The following is a 14,473-nucleotide window of genomic DNA, read 5'->3' as shown; positions in this document are numbered from 1 at the left end:
TTCCAGGTTACGGGAAATACTTACTCACCAACGCCGCCAGATTCGCCGCCGTCTCCACATCCATGACCCCGTTGTAATCAGCCGGGCGAAAGTGCATTTGGAACGCGCGGACCAAAAGGCCGTAGCCCGAATCGCTGCAAGCCAGTGAAGTGTCATAGCCATAGGTCTTGAACAGCTTGAGCAACTCAGCCCGTTCAGGAATTCCCTTCTCGGCGTATTGGTCCTCAAAGGTCTTTTGGGCGGCCTCGTCGAACCAGGCACCCACCCCCTTCAAATACAACGCATGCCAGGGAAATGCCGGCCCCGGATCGCTTTTGCGTCCGATGGAAATGTCGGAGTGGCCCAACACCTGAGTCGGACTGATGTCCGGATAGCGCCCCAGGATGTTCAGTGCCAGTTCTTCAATCGCCACGAGCTGCGCGGGGTGGTAAGGCGGGAAGGTGAATACGCCGTCCTTGTAAGACGCCAGATTGACCATCTCTACACCGATGGACGTGTCGTTCAAACCGGTTCGGTTACCCCACGCGCTGGCCCCCGCATGCCACGCTCGATGTTGTTCGTCGACAAGGTTGAAGACTTCCTGTTGGGTATAACCCGCCTTCAGGTAACTGGGGTCCGTGATGTCCGGGATCAGATAGTGGGCACTCACGTCAGGACCTGTCAGTGCGCTGAGGGAGCTGGAGAAATTACCGGCGGTGTAGTGAAAAATCAGAAAGCGAACTCGGCTGTTGTAACTTTTGACCGAGCGGGATTTGTTGTAGAGGATCGGCTTCATGAACATGCTCTCGTATGAATCGCTGCTATTGCAGACGGCAGCGGTCAGCTTTGAACATTCGCCATTTCCTGTGTTTACAGAGTTGTGTAGCCACTTTCCTAAAGACATGTAAGCGTACAAAAACGCCAGGCAAAAAAAGGCCGCTGCAAACGCAGCGGCCAAGGTAAGACGTTGGATTAAGGAGCTACAAATCAACGTCCGGTGCACATCGGGCGATGAGTCGAGACTTTCGAGTCATCTGGATTCTGTCGCTGAAGGTGTGGCGTGATCACACGCCTTCGCGCCGTGCCTTGAGGTGGTCTTCATCAAAGCCCGGTTAGAATAAGCCCCTGAACCCAAAGGAAAAATAGCGATTCCAGACATGCAGTATTGCAGGCTGAGCAACAGTACGGTGCAGATCGGGGGCTGGCACGCAACATCATGCGCCTGACTGATCAGGGTCTATCCACCGCACTCATGCGTGGCGCAACCCCGCGTGCGGGCAGCCGATTCATCCTTTCGAGCGACACTGCAAATACCTCCTTCGTGCGCTTATCCCCCCTCGTTGGCGGCAGTAGGGTGTGGCCTTCTGTCACTCACCGGGGAAGACGCATGACAAAAACAACAATGCGCGCCATCTTCAAACCGCAGGCGCTGGCCGCTGCGGTGGCCTTGGGCTGCTGTGCCCAGGCGCAGGCCGTTTCGTTCAACATCGGCGAAATCGAGGGCACGTTCGACTCGTCGCTGTCCGTGGGTGCGAGCTGGGGCATGCGTGATGCCAAGCAGTCGCTGGTGGGGACGGTCAATGGCGGGAGCGGGCAGGCGTCCACCGGGGATGACGGGCGCCAGAACTTCACCAAGGGTGAGACCTTCTCGAAGATCTTCAAGGGGATCCACGACCTCGAGCTGAAGTACGGCGACACGGGCGTGTTCGTGCGGGGCAAATACTGGTACGACTTTGAACTCAAAGACGAGGACCGGCCGTTCAAGCCCATCAGCGATCACAATCGAAAGGAAGGCTCCAAGTCCGCTGGCGGGGAAATCCTTGATGCCTTCGTCTACCACAACTACTCCATCGGCCAATTGCCGGGCACCGTGCGCGCCGGCAAGCAGGTGGTCAGTTGGGGGGAAAGCACGTTCATTGGCAACTCGATCAACAGCATCAACCCCATCGACGTTTCCGCGTTTCGCCGCCCGGGCGCCGAGATCAAGGAAGGCCTGATTCCGGTGAACATGCTGTTCGCCAGCCAGGGCCTGACCGACAAATTGACAGTGGAAGGTTTCTACCAGCTGGAGTGGGACCAGACCGTACTCGATAACTGCGGCACCTTCTTTGGCGGTGACGTGGCGGCGGACGGTTGCACCACCGGATACACCGTAGCAAGCCCGGCGATTGCCCCGTTGCAACCGATTGCCGCAGCGTTTGGCCAGGGATTTGAGGTCGGCAGGGAAGGGGTGATCGTGCCCCGCGGCGGCGACCGTGATGCCCGTGACTCCGGGCAATGGGGCACGGCGTTGCGCTGGCTGGGTGACGACACCGAGTACGGTCTGTACTTCATGAACTATCACAGCCGCTCGCCTTACGTGGGCACCAGCACCGCAGGGTTGGGCACCCTGGCACGGCTGCCGGCCATTATCGCCACTGCTAACGCCATCGCCCCCGGCAGCGGTAATGGATTGGCCCAGAGCGTAATGCTCGGCCGTGGCCAGTATTACCTGGAGTACCCCGAAGACATCCGCCTGTACGGCGCGAGCTTCTCCACCACCTTGCCCACCGGCACTGCCTGGACCGGCGAGATCAGCTACCGGCCCAACCTGCCGATCCAGGTCAACAGCACCGACCTGACCCTGGCCCTGGTCAACCCGATTGCTGGTGGCACGGCTTCACCGATCGCCACGAGGCCTGGTGCCGACAACAAGGGGTATCGTCGCAAGGAAGTGACCCAGATCCAGAGCAGCCTGACGCACTTCATCGATCAGGTCGCCGGCGCAGATCGATTGACCCTGGTGGGTGAAGCGGCAGTGGTGCACGTCGGTGGGCTGGAGGACAAAAGCAACCTGCGCTATGGCCGCGATTCGGTCTATGGCCAATACGGCTTCGGCGGTGATACCGACGGTTTTGTCACCTCGACTTCCTGGGGTTACCGCGCCCGCGCCATCCTCGACTACAACAACGTCGTCGCCGGCATCAACTTGAAGCCCAACCTGTCGTGGTCTCACGACGTCACCGGCTACGGCCCCAACGGCCTGTTCAACGAAGGCGCCAAGGCGATCAGCGTCGGCGTCGATGCCGACTATCGCAACACCTACACCGCGAGCCTGAGTTACACCGATTTCTTCGGTGGTGACTACAACACCCTGGAAGACCGTGACTTCCTGGCGTTGAGCTTTGGCGTGAACTTCTGATCTGGCTGAGAAGGATGATTTTAATGCGCAAGATGATTTTGCAGTGCGGTGTTCTGGCCTTCGGCCTGCTGGCCGCCAATGTGATGGCAGCGGTTTCCCCCGAAGAAGCCAACAAGCTCGGCACCAGCCTGACGCCGTTGGGCGCCGAGAAGGCCGGCAACGCTGACGGTTCGATCCCGGCGTGGACCGGCGGCCTGCCGAAAAACGCCGGTGCGGTGGACAGCAAAGGATTTCTGGCGGACCCCTTCGCCAACGAAAAACCGTTGTTCACCATCACCGCGGCGAACGTCGATCAGTACAAGGACAAGCTGTCCGATGGCCAGGTCGCGATGTTCAAGCGCTACCCGCAGACTTACAAGATCCCGGTTTACCCGAGCCATCGCACAGCCGCCGTGCCGACAGAAATCTACGAGTCGGCCAAACGCAGCGCGTTGAACGTAACGCCCATCAACGACGGCAACGGCCTGGCCAATTTCACCGGCAACCGTTACTACGCCTTTCCGATTCCAAAGAACGGCGTCGAAGTGATCTGGAACCACATCACCCGTTATCACGGTGGCAACTTGCGGCGCACCATCACCCAGGCCACGCCGCAGTCCAACGGTGATTTCACCGTGATCCGCTTCAAGGATGAGGTGGCAGTGCCTTCGCTGCTCGGGGACCTGAAGCCGGGTAGCGACGACAATGTGCTCAACTATTTCAAGCAGGAGGTCACGGCGCCCGCGCGGCTGGCGGGCAATGTGCTGCTGGTGCACGAGACCCTCGACCAGGTCAAGGAGCCGCGCAAGGCCTGGATCTACAACGCCGGCCAGCGTCGTGTGCGTCGTGCGCCCCAGGTCGCCTATGACGGCGTCGGTACGTCGTCCGACGGGCTGCGCACCACCGACAACTTCGATATGTTTTCCGGGGCGCCGGATCGCTACGACTGGAAGCTGATTGGCAAGAAGGAAATGTACATTCCCTACAACAGCTACAAGCTCGACTCGCCGGACCTCAAGTACACCGATGTGATCAAGGCCGGGCACATCAATCAGGATCTGACCCGTTACGAACTGCACCGGGTGTGGGAAGTGGTCGCGACGGTCAAGCCCAACGAACGGCATGTGTATGCCAAGCGCCACATGTATATCGACGAAGACACCTGGCAGGTGGCGCTGGCCGATCACTACGACGGACGTGGGCAACTGTGGCGCGTCGCCGAAGGGCACGCGCAAAACTACTACGATCATCAGGTGCCGGCTTACACCGTTGAAGCGCTGTATGACCTGATCGCCGGACGCTACATTGCCCTGGGCATGAAGAACGAAGAGAAGCGCAGTTTCGAGTTCGGTGTTGACGCTAAAGCGGGTGATTACACGCCAGCAGCGCTAAGGAGTACTGGTGTCAGGTGATGCTTCCTACATCGCCGTCGGAAAAAGGTGACTTTACAGTCACCTTTTTTATTGGAGTCGATCAGCGTGTTGAATACTCCTTCAACAAGCTGTGTGGGGAGGGCTAGGGTGAGGCTACAAAAATAACAAGGCCCCCAATATGACCGCCATGACACCATGGCCGGACCGCCCTGGATTCCTGCCCCGTTTATCGACCCACCACCGGTCTCGCGAGCGGCTGGTCGAACCGTTGCTGGCCTCGAACGCACGGGTGAAACTGCTGTGTGCGCCGGCCGGAAGTGGCAAGAGCGCACTGCTCATCGAATGCCTGTTGCGCGCACCAGCGCCATGTCAGGTCTGTTGGCTACCGCTGGCGGGGGCATCGATCAGTGTCGATGAGTTTCTCCAGCGCCTGGCTCAAAGCGTCAGTTCGGACGCGGTGGATGAAGCTGGATTGCTCGCGCATCTGGCCCATTCGCCCACGCCGATCTGGCTGTGCGTGGATGATTATTGCCGCACGCCAAACCCACCGCTGGACGCTTTGCTCGACCGCCTGCTGTCGCTCAGCAGTCCGATGGTCACCTGGTGGCTGAGCGCCCGCCGTCGGCCACTGTGCAACTGGCCGCGACTGTTGCTGGCCGATGAACTTTACGACTGCGAACGCGAAAGCCTGGCCTTCACCCAGGTCGAGATCGCGGGGCTGCTGCATCACCTGGAACCGGAGCATGCCGCCAAGCGTGCCAGCCGGATTGTCGAACTCACTGGCGGTTGGTGCGCAGGCGTACGGATCGCCCTGCTGCAAAAGTGTGATTGGTCGCGTAATGAACAACTGCATGGGCGAGCAGACACCCTGCATAACTACCTCGAACACGAGCTGTTCGGCATGCTCAGCCCGCCCTTGAGCGAGGCCTGGCGAGTGCTGGCGCATTTGCCGCGGTTCAATGCCCGCCTGTGCGAGCACTTGTTTGGCGCAGGCGAGGGCGCACACTACCTGCAAACCTTGCAGGCATTGGGTTGCTTTATCGAGCCTTGGCGCGATTGCGCAGACTGGTTGCAAATCTTCACGCCGCTTACACAGTTGATGCGTGAAGAACAATGGCCGCAAGCGCGCTCCTGGCATCGCCGTGCCTGCCAATGGTTCGCCGCCGAACGCGACTGGAAGGCGGCTTTCGAGCAGGCCTTGCTGGCAGAAGAGTTCGAAGTGGCCGTCAGCCTGTTGCAGCATTTCAATTTCGAGCACCTGTTCGAGGAGCAGACCGTGGTGCTGTTGGTGCGCCTGCATGAGCGCAAGGGCGAGGCGTTGATGCTCGGTTCGCCCCAACTGGTCGGGCTTATCAGCGCGGCCTTGCTGATCGCCGGACGCTTCGAACAGGCGGGCGAATGCATCGACAATCTCTCACGCTTTCTGCCCCAGCCATCGGCGCTGATGCAGCAGCAACTGATCGCCCGCTGGCAGACGTTGCAGGGCTGGCGCCTGCATTTGCAGGGTTGTATACAGGCTTCGCGTGCGCATTTTCTGGCGGCGCTCGAGGTGCTCGGGCCGCCGCTCTGGAGCGTGCGCCTGATGTGCCTGTCGGGGCTGACCCAGCAGGCGCTTTTGACGGGCGAGCTTGACGTCGCGCAGGCGCTTAACCGTGATGCCTTGTGCCTGGCACGTGCGCACGGTTCGCTCGTGTTCGAGGGTTTGCTGGAACTCGACCATGCGCAGTTGCTGGAACAACGAGGCGCGTTCGCCCGGGCAGAACAACTGTTGGCGGACATGCAAAGGTTGCTCATCGAGCAACAACCGCCCGCCGAACCGTTGCTGGGGCGTATTGCCTTGCGTCGGGGGCGGCTATTGCTGTCGCAGGGTGAACAAACGCTGGCGGCTGTGCAGTTCGAGAGCGGCCTCGAACTCTGCCTGCGCAACCATGACAAACGCGCGCTGTACGGTTTTCTCGGCCTGGCGCAACTCGCGGCCAACCGCCTGGACTATGCCCAGGCATTCGTGCTGTTACGTGACGCTGAGCGGCTGATGCAGCAACGACGGATTCCGGAAACGGTCTACCGTGGCGTTCTGTTGCAGGTCAGCAGTCACTTCTGGTTACAGCAGGGCCGCCCGGAACTGGCCAGGGAGGCTCTGAATCGATTGCTGCGCCACTACCGCGGGCCCGATGCACTTCAGGCGCCTCCAGCCACGCTGTCGTTGATCGCGCGGGTCGAGTACCAATTGGTGCTGGCAGAGACGCACCTGGGGCTGACGCAACGGCCACTGGAGCGCTTGCAACCCCTGATCGATCACGCTCGGCACAACGCAATGCTGTCCCTCGAAGCGGAATTGCAGCTGGCGTGCGCTGAAGTGGCGGACCTGATCGGGCACACCGAGCAAGCCAGGGCCTGCATGGCCGCAGGCCTGGCATTAGTCGAGCGCTGCAACGCCCAACAAGCGATGCGTGATTTGATCCTGCGCCAACCGAGCCTGCAGAGCCGATTGCGTGGTGATGCGCAAGCGGGCGAGCCAGCCACCGATACCACCCGCTTAAGCGCTCGAGAAGTTGAAGTTGTCACGCTGATTGCCCTTGGCAACTCCAACCAGCAGATCGCCGAGCAACTATTTATCTCCTTGCACACGGTGAAAACCCACGCACGGCGTATTTATGGAAAGTTGGGGGTGGAACGGCGTACTCAGGCCGTGGCCAAAGTCAAGGCAATGGGGGTTGTTAGTTGAAGTTTGGCGTGGTGTTAAGTTGAACTTTACGAATGCATACAAGTTGTCGGTTTTATTGTGTGCGGCGCTCGTTGTATATTTTTAACCAGTCGGCAACGCATCGCCGATTATTATTTTGAATCTCTAACTTTATCCCCGAGTCGAACAGGGTGTTCGACTCTGATGACATGACAGGAAGTATTTATGAGTACTCGTTTCTTTTCGCAAGACAAAATTGAGCAACTAAAGAATACCCGGACAGACTTCGCGGTGTATGTGCTGTTGATCGAGCGCCTTCAGAAGTTTGGAGTCAATCCGCATGTAACCTTCCTGAATTCGATTGACGTGGGCGCCGATCTGGTGACCGACGCGATTTCGCTCTACGATGAGACCCTCGGTTGGGTTGAAAAGGAAGCATTGCCTGAGTATGCGGAAAACGCGGCAGTGATATCCCGTCAGCGTTATTCCAGGGAGCCCAAGGACCTGATTGAGGGTCTGACGGTCGTCGACTTCAAGAGCATCGTTGTTGATATCGTCAAGGCGTTGACCGCAGAACCTTCGATCAATCTGTTAAAACGCACTATCAAATCGGTTACGGTCGAAGACGTTCGCGTTGCGCTGCGCGATGCAACCGACGTTAATATTGATGAAGTGTTTTTGACGACGGCGGGGATGTCCGCTGGTGAACTGATCGTTGTTGATTCGAAAAATATCGTTGACGATATTCACAGCAGTTTCCAGCATAACGAGATCCCTTACTATTACGGCGAGGGCGGTGTTTACACCGTGCGCGGTACGCTTGAGGAACAATATCGCCATCCTCAACTAACCAAAAGTGACATCAGTCAAATGGTGATCGCGATCCTTCCTCTATTCCTGGTCTGATCTCGATGGGATCCTGATATCCCATCCGCCAACTAACGGCCCGCGTCGCCGCGAGTAATCGCTGCGCCGCCGGGCCGTTTTCGTCGGCATGGAACAATGAGGTCGGTCCCACGATGGTCATGACCGCCGCCACGTTCCCGACGGCATTGAACACCGGGGCCGATAACGCATCCACGCCCGGCATCAGCAGGCCATGGACATGGTGCAGACCACGGTGGCGGATCTGCTCGCACAACGACGCGTACGTCTGATCGTCCGCCAGCGCATGCGTCTTCACGCTGTGCAGCTCTTGCTCGCGCAGATCGATGGTTTCGCGTTTGGGCAGGAAGGCACCGAACACCAGCCCGGTCGATGAGCTGAGCAACGGCAGCACCGAGCCCAATTGGGTCACCACGGTCACCGCACGCACTGCCGGCTCGATGTGCACCACCGTCGCGCCCTGATTACCCCACACCGCCAGGAAACAGGTTTCGTTCAGTTCATCGCGCAATTCGGCCAGGGGCAGGGCCCCCTCTTTCAACACGTCCATGCTGTTGAGTGCGGCCAGGCCAATCCTCAACGCTTCACGACCCAGGCCATAGTGGTTGGTGGCGGGGTCCTGCTCGGCGAAGCCGCTGGCGATCAATGCCTGCAGATAACGATGAACCTTGCTTGCCGGCATCTGCACATGCTCGGCCAGGCGCGACAGCGAAGTCGAAGGCGACAGCTCGGCCAGTGCCTTGAGGATGTCGGTGCCGACCTCGGCCGAGCGGACTTTCTGCTTATCGTTGTTGCGCAGCGTTTCCATGGTGGCGATCTGATCCGTAACGAGTGGGCGTCTTTATAGCTTGACGGTCAATCTCGATCAAATTACGTTAAGCGTAATTGAATTACGATAAAAATAACCCAGGCGTGCCGTGACCTCCGAAGCAGAGCGCACGGCCACTGCCTATTCCCCGTTCAGGAGGCTCCATGGACCTCGATTCAACGGCCTCCGGGCTGACCTATCAGTCGGGCTTTGGCAATGAGTTCAGCAGCGAAGCCTTGCCCGGCGCGCTGCCTGTCGGCCAGAACTCCCCGCAAAAGGCGCCCTACGGCTTGTACACCGAGCTGCTCTCAGGCACCGCATTCACCATGCCCCGCAGCGAAGCACGACGGACCTGGATGTACCGCATCCAGCCTTCCGCGAATCACCCGGCATTCGTCAAACTGGAGCGACAACTGCAAGGCGGTCCGTTGGCTGAAGTGACGCCCAATCGTCTGCGCTGGAATGCCTTGGACATACCCACCGAGCCGACGGATTTCATCGATGGTCTCATCAGCATGGCGGCGAACGCCTGCGGCGATAAACCGGACGGGATCAGCATCCATCAATACTGCGCCAATCGATCGATGCAACGGGTGTTCTTCAACGCCGATGGCGAAATGTTGCTGGTGCCGCAACTGGGTCGACTGCGCATCGTCACCGAACTGGGCGTGCTGGAAGTCGAGCCCCTGGAAATCGTCGTGTTGCCCCGTGGCATGAAATTTCGCGTCGAACTGCTCGACCCGCAGGCGCGTGGCTACGTCGCCGAAAACCACGGCGCGCCGCTGCGTCTGCCGGACCTTGGGCCCATCGGCAGCAACGGCCTGGCCAATGCGCGAGACTTTTTGGCCCCGGTCGCGCATTACGAACACCTCACACAACCGACAGCGCTGGTACAGAAATTCCTCGGTCAGTTGTGGGGTTGCGAGCTTGATCACTCACCACTCAACGTGGTCGCCTGGCACGGCAATAATGTGCCGTATAAATACGATCTGCGCCGCTTCAACACCATTGGCACGGTCAGCTTCGATCACCCGGATCCGTCGATTTTTACCGTGCTCACGTCGCCAACCAGCGTTCATGGTCTGGCCAACCTGGATTTCGTGATCTTCCCGCCACGCTGGATGGTCGCCGAGAAAACCTTCCGACCGCCCTGGTTTCACCGCAACCTGATGAACGAATTCATGGGCCTGATCAAGGGCGAGTACGACGCCAAAGCCGAGGGTTTCGTGCCCGGTGGCGCGTCGCTGCACAGCTGCATGAGCGCCCATGGCCCCGACGGCGAGACCTGCACTCGAGCGATCAACGCCGAGCTGGCCCCGGCGAAAATCGACAACACCATGGCCTTCATGTTCGAGACCAGCCAGGTGCTGCGTCCGAGCCGTTTCGCCCTCGATTGCCCGCAATTGCAAACCCGCTACGACGCTTGCTGGGCCACGCTGCCCGCCACTTTCGACCCGACTCGGAGATAACCCATGACTCAGACTTCCATCCCGCGCAGCTGGGTTGATTCCGCCAACGGCCATACGGATTTCCCACTGCAAAACCTGCCGTTGGGTGTGTTCAGTGTGCAAGGTTGTGCGCCCCGCAGTGGCGTGGCCATTGGCGAGCATATTTTCGATCTTGAAGGGGCGCTTGAAGCCGGTCTGTTCGAGGGGCCGGCAAAAGCCGCCGTCGAAGCCACCCGGGGTGGGCAGCTCAATGCCTTCTTCGAACTGGGGCGCGCGGCCCGTGTTGCATTGCGTGAACGGTTGATCGAGTTGCTCCAGGAAGGCAGCACCCTGCGTGGCAAGATCGAAGCTCAGGGCGCGAAACTCCTGCCACTGGCGGCCGACTGTGCGATGCACCTGCCAGCGAAAATCGGCGACTACACCGACTTCTACGTGGGCATCGAACACGCGCTGAACGTTGGCAAGCTGTTCCGTCCCGACAACCCTTTGTTGCCGAACTACAAACACGTGCCGATTGGTTACCACGGCCGTGCCTCGACCGTTCGTGCATCCGGCACCGATGTGCGTCGACCAAAGGGCCAGACCCTGCCCGCCGGTCAGACCGAGCCCACCTTCGGCCCTTGCGCGCGCCTGGATTACGAGCTCGAGCTGGGCATCTGGATCGGCCAGGGCAATGAAATGGGAGAGTCGATCGCCATCGCCGACGCGGGCGAGCACATCGCCGGATTCTGCCTGCTCAATGACTGGTCGGCGCGGGACATCCAGGCCTGGGAATACCAGCCACTGGGCCCGTTCCTGTCCAAAAGCTTCATCACCAGCGTCTCTCCGTGGGTGGTGACCGCCGAAGCGCTGGAGCCGTTTCGGCGTGCTCAGCCGGCTCGACCGGAAGGAGACCCACAGCCGCTGCCGTACTTGCTGGACAGTCGCGACCAGGCTGCTGGCGCACTGGACATCGAATTGGAAGTGCTGCTGCTCACTGAAAACATGCGTAAACAGAAATTGCCGGCTCATCGCCTGACGTTGAGCAACAGCCAGTACATGTACTGGACCGTGGCGCAAATGGTTGCGCACCACAGCGTCAACGGTTGCCAGTTGCAGGCCGGTGACCTGTTCGGTTCGGGCACGTTGTCGGGTCCTGAAAGTGGTCAGTTCGGCAGCCTGCTGGAAATGACCGAGGGGGGTAAGAAACCGATCGAACTCGTCTCTGGCGAAGTGCGTAAATTCCTTGAGGACGGCGATGAAATCATCCTGCGCGCTCGTTGCCTCCGGGACGGTTTTGCCTCCATCGGCTTTGGTGAATGCCGCGGCAAAGTGCTGCCGGCGAACTAAGAGGAGCGGGGGATGGAACTCTACACCTACTACCGTTCGACCTCGTCCTACCGGGTGCGGATTGCGCTGGCGCTGAAGGGGCTGGATTACCAGGCATTGCCGATCAACCTCATTGCACCGCCCGGCGGCGAACATCGTCAGTCGGCGTATCTGGGCATCAACCCGCAAGGGCGGGTGCCCGCCCTGCGTACCGATGACGGTGAGCTGCTGATTCAGTCACCGGCCATCATCGAGTACCTGGAGGAGCGTTATCCACAGCCGTCGCTGCTGTCGCAATCCCTCGTCGCCCGTGCCCATGCGCGTGGCGTGGCGGCGGTGATCGGTTGCGACGTGCATCCGTTGCACAACGTCAGCGTGCTCAATCGCCTGCGCCAGTCGGGGCACGATGAAACCCAGGTGAATGAGTGGATCGGACACTGGATCGACCAGGGCCTGGCGACGGTTGAGCAGTTGATCGGCGATCAAGGGTTCTGCTTTGGCGATGAGCCTGGCCTGGCGGACATCTACCTGATACCCCAGTTGTACGCGGCGCAACGCTTCAATGTGTCATTGGAGGCCTACCCGCGGATTCAACGGGTGGCGGGGTTGGCGGAACATCATCCAGCGTTCATCAAGGCGCATCCGGCGAATCAGCCAGACACCCCCTGACGGACTCTGTTCATTCCCCCTGTGGGAATGGGGGATGCATGCCCAGAGGGATGTGCTCAATGCACGACGGTATTGGGTGGCAAATGCCCCAGCCGTTCCGTCAGGCGAATTCGCTGGATGGGGTCATCGGTCAGCAACAGCGCACGCTCCAGGTCGAAGCGCTCTGCGTTGGGACAGTCCAGCCGCTGGTAAAGACTGGCGCGGGCGAGGTAGTCGGCAGTCGTGCCATTGCCCAGTTCCAGCACACGTTCGGCATCTATCAGCGCAGCGATGTAGTCATCGTGGGACAGGTGCAACTGGCGCAGGTTGCGTGACAATCGCTGCAGCATCTGCACCGGTTCGGCGGTGACCAGGTGCTCGGCGCTGAGCTTCATGTTCGGCCCATACTGGCGTTGCAGCAACTCGCGGCAATCGTTGGGATACAATCGCCGACCACCGCAAGGGTCGATCAAATGGTCGGCCCCGGGAACCCGCAGCAGAAAATGCCCGGGGAAGTTGACCCCGACCAACGGGATTTCCAAACCCCTGGCCAACTCCAGTGCGATCAGCCCCAAGGCCAGCGGCTGACCGCGCCGGCGTTCAAGTACCTTGTCGAGCAATGCCGCCTGTGGGCGCAAGGGCGAAAAATCGTCCTGGGCGAAACCCAGATCGTTCATCCGCCGCAACAGCGGTTGCGCCAACTCACTGACCGGCAGCATCGGTAACCCGTAACTGACGCGCTGTTGCAGGTCACGGAAATTATTCATCACCGTCGTCGGATTCACCTCCCTGTCGTGTTCGACAGCGATCCACAGCGCCGCTTCGAACAGCGCGGGCGGTGATCGTTGCAGACAGTCGAAGAAGTGTTGGCGAGGCGTCATCGAAATCTCCGGGTAATGCCTCGTTTTAGCCTCGTCTGCGGCATACGTCCAGTGGCATGCCGAGTTATGACCGAAACCCTGAACGGCGGCGCTGCTTATTCCGGTGCACTCCAGCAATTTTTGCGCGCGAGCCTATACTGGCGACTACAAGAAGTGATTCGGGAGCCGTTACGATGTTCGCTCTCATGCAAAGCACTCGCCTTGAATCGCTGCATCTGAGCGTCGACCCGGCCACCGGGTTGAAGGCGGTCATTGCCATCCATAACAGCCGTCTCGGGCCTGCCCTTGGGGGTTGTCGTTACCTTGCCTATCCCAATGACGAGTCTGCGGTCGAGGATGCCATTCGCCTTGCCCAAGGCATGAGTTACAAGGCCGCGTTGGCCGGGCTGGACCAGGGTGGCGGCGTGGCGGTGATTGTCCGTCCGGCGCATGTGGAAAACCGCGCTGCGCTGTTCGAAGCGTTCGGGCGCTGCATCAACCAGCTCGACGGTCGCTACATCACGGCCATCGACAGCGGAACCTCCGTGGCGGACATGGACTGCATCGCCCAACAAACCCAGCACGTCACCAGCACAACTTCTGCGGGCGACCCTGCGCCTCACGCCGCGATGGGCGTGTTCACCGGTATTCGTGCCACTGCGATGGCGCGTCTGGGCAGCGACAATCTTGAAGGCCTGCGTGTGGCCATCCAGGGCCTGGGCAACGTCGGCTATGCCCTTGCCGAACAACTGCATGCTGCGGGCGCCGAACTGTTGGTCAGCGACATTGACCACGGCAAGGTGCAACTGGCGATGGAGCAGCTCAATGCCCATCCCATTGCCAACGATGCGTTGCTCAGTACCCCGTGCGACATACTTGCGCCGTGCGGCCTGGGCGGCGTGCTCAACAGTCACAGCGTCTCGCAATTGCGTTGTTCGGCGGTGGCCGGCTCGGCGAACAATCAACTGACTCACCTGGAGGTCGCCGATCAACTGGAGCGGCGTGGCATCCTCTACGCGCCGGATTATGTGATCAACTCGGGCGGGTTGATCTACGTGTCGCTCAAGCACCGAGGTGAGCAACTGGCGACCATCACTGCGCATCTGTCGAAGATCAGCTCCAGGCTGACCGAAGTCTTCGCCCACGCCCAGGCGGAAAAACGCTCCCCGGCGCGGGTGGCTGACGAACTGGCGGAAAAAGTCCTTTACCGCCCAGCATGAAAAAGGCCCTGAGCCAGTGGACTCAGGGCCTGTTCAATTCACGTGTTGCTTACTTCGGTGCTTTTGCGGCTTTGGCTGGCTTGGCTGGCGCGGGGGCTTCA

11 protein-coding genes are annotated in these 14,473 nt (G+C 60.0%); 8 read left to right on the top strand and 3 right to left on the bottom strand.

Going from position 1 to position 14,473, the window contains the following annotated elements:
• Positions 1–7: 7 nt before the first annotated feature.
• Positions 8–775 (bottom strand): N-acetylmuramoyl-L-alanine amidase, encoded by a 768-nt coding sequence (locus tag AB4O36_RS21865; protein WP_460140259.1) that lies wholly within the window; start codon positions 773–775, stop codon positions 8–10.
• Positions 776–1,366: 591 nt separating this feature from the next.
• On the opposite strand from AB4O36_RS21865, the gene AB4O36_RS21860 reads away from it, so the two are divergent.
• The 4 genes from AB4O36_RS21860 to AB4O36_RS21845 all read left to right on the top strand — a co-directional run bounded on the left by AB4O36_RS21860 (position 1,367) and on the right by AB4O36_RS21845 (position 8,101).
• Complete coding sequence (locus AB4O36_RS21860) at positions 1,367–3,160, top strand: DUF1302 domain-containing protein (RefSeq protein ID WP_460140258.1); 1,794 nt, start codon at positions 1,367–1,369, stop codon at positions 3,158–3,160.
• Between the two features lie 23 nt (positions 3,161–3,183).
• On the top strand, positions 3,184–4,551 hold the full coding sequence (locus AB4O36_RS21855) for a DUF1329 domain-containing protein (protein ID WP_460117971.1): 1,368 nt from the start codon (positions 3,184–3,186) through the stop codon (positions 4,549–4,551).
• Positions 4,552–4,690: 139 nt separating this feature from the next.
• Entirely contained in the window at positions 4,691–7,237 is a 2,547-nt protein-coding gene (locus AB4O36_RS21850; RefSeq protein WP_460140257.1) for a helix-turn-helix transcriptional regulator, read from the top strand.
• Positions 7,238–7,420: 183 nt separating this feature from the next.
• Positions 7,421–8,101, top strand: coding sequence for a hypothetical protein (locus tag AB4O36_RS21845; protein WP_460140256.1), 681 nt, complete (start codon positions 7,421–7,423; stop codon positions 8,099–8,101).
• Here the strand turns inward: AB4O36_RS21845 and AB4O36_RS21840 are convergent.
• Entirely contained in the window at positions 8,058–8,888 is an 831-nt protein-coding gene (locus tag AB4O36_RS21840) for an IclR family transcriptional regulator (RefSeq protein ID WP_460140255.1), read from the bottom strand. The genes AB4O36_RS21845 and AB4O36_RS21840 overlap by 44 nt on opposite strands.
• A 164-nt stretch (positions 8,889–9,052) precedes the next feature.
• Between AB4O36_RS21840 and hmgA the strand changes: the two genes are divergently transcribed.
• Genes hmgA through maiA form a run of 3 tightly spaced genes read left to right on the top strand, consistent with a single transcriptional unit; the run spans position 9,053 to position 12,313 of the window.
• A complete protein-coding gene (gene hmgA / locus AB4O36_RS21835; RefSeq protein WP_460140254.1) occupies positions 9,053–10,357 on the top strand; it encodes a homogentisate 1,2-dioxygenase in 1,305 nt (434 codons plus the stop codon).
• A 3-nt stretch (positions 10,358–10,360) separates the two neighbouring features.
• The gene (fahA, locus tag AB4O36_RS21830; RefSeq protein ID WP_460140253.1) at positions 10,361–11,665 is read left to right on the top strand and encodes a fumarylacetoacetase; all 1,305 of its coding nucleotides are present in this window, start codon (positions 10,361–10,363) and stop codon (positions 11,663–11,665) included.
• A gap of 12 nt (positions 11,666–11,677) precedes the next feature.
• Positions 11,678–12,313: a maleylacetoacetate isomerase gene (gene maiA / locus AB4O36_RS21825; protein ID WP_460140252.1), complete on the top strand. Its 636-nt coding sequence runs from the start codon at positions 11,678–11,680 to the stop codon at positions 12,311–12,313.
• Positions 12,314–12,369: 56 nt separating this feature from the next.
• Here the strand turns inward: maiA and AB4O36_RS21820 are convergent, their stop codons facing one another.
• Positions 12,370–13,173 carry a SirB1 family protein gene (locus AB4O36_RS21820; RefSeq protein ID WP_460117951.1) on the bottom strand — a complete coding sequence of 268 codons (804 nt, stop codon included), beginning with the start codon at positions 13,171–13,173 and terminating at the stop codon, positions 12,370–12,372.
• 173 nt (positions 13,174–13,346) lie between these two features.
• Here AB4O36_RS21820 and AB4O36_RS21815 point away from each other — a divergent pair, with 173 nt between their 5' ends.
• Positions 13,347–14,372: a Glu/Leu/Phe/Val dehydrogenase family protein gene (locus AB4O36_RS21815; protein WP_460117949.1), complete on the top strand. Its 1,026-nt coding sequence runs from the start codon at positions 13,347–13,349 to the stop codon at positions 14,370–14,372.
• The last annotated feature ends 101 nt before the right edge of the window (positions 14,373–14,473 follow it).

It is taken from the genome of Pseudomonas sp. S2_E01, from assembly GCF_054668365.1.
Note: the sequence above shows the minus strand (reverse complement) of the source record. Positions and strands in the feature narration are given on the sequence as shown.

Excerpts from the sequence above, each read along its gene's own strand:
- AB4O36_RS21865 (WP_460140259.1), bottom strand. The coding sequence starts at position 775 with ATGAAGCCGATCCTCTACAACAAATCCCGCTCGGTCAAAAGTTACAAC.
- AB4O36_RS21860 (WP_460140258.1), top strand. The coding sequence starts at position 1,367 with ATGACAAAAACAACAATGCGCGCCATCTTCAAACCGCAGGCGCTGGCC.
- AB4O36_RS21855 (WP_460117971.1), top strand. The coding sequence starts at position 3,184 with ATGCGCAAGATGATTTTGCAGTGCGGTGTTCTGGCCTTCGGCCTGCTG.
- AB4O36_RS21850 (WP_460140257.1), top strand. The coding sequence starts at position 4,691 with ATGACCGCCATGACACCATGGCCGGACCGCCCTGGATTCCTGCCCCGT.
- AB4O36_RS21845 (WP_460140256.1), top strand. The coding sequence starts at position 7,421 with ATGAGTACTCGTTTCTTTTCGCAAGACAAAATTGAGCAACTAAAGAAT.
- AB4O36_RS21840 (WP_460140255.1), bottom strand. The coding sequence starts at position 8,888 with ATGGAAACGCTGCGCAACAACGATAAGCAGAAAGTCCGCTCGGCCGAG.
- hmgA (WP_460140254.1), top strand. The coding sequence starts at position 9,053 with ATGGACCTCGATTCAACGGCCTCCGGGCTGACCTATCAGTCGGGCTTT.
- fahA (WP_460140253.1), top strand. The coding sequence starts at position 10,361 with ATGACTCAGACTTCCATCCCGCGCAGCTGGGTTGATTCCGCCAACGGC.
- maiA (WP_460140252.1), top strand. The coding sequence starts at position 11,678 with ATGGAACTCTACACCTACTACCGTTCGACCTCGTCCTACCGGGTGCGG.
- AB4O36_RS21820 (WP_460117951.1), bottom strand. The coding sequence starts at position 13,173 with ATGACGCCTCGCCAACACTTCTTCGACTGTCTGCAACGATCACCGCCC.
- AB4O36_RS21815 (WP_460117949.1), top strand. The coding sequence starts at position 13,347 with ATGTTCGCTCTCATGCAAAGCACTCGCCTTGAATCGCTGCATCTGAGC.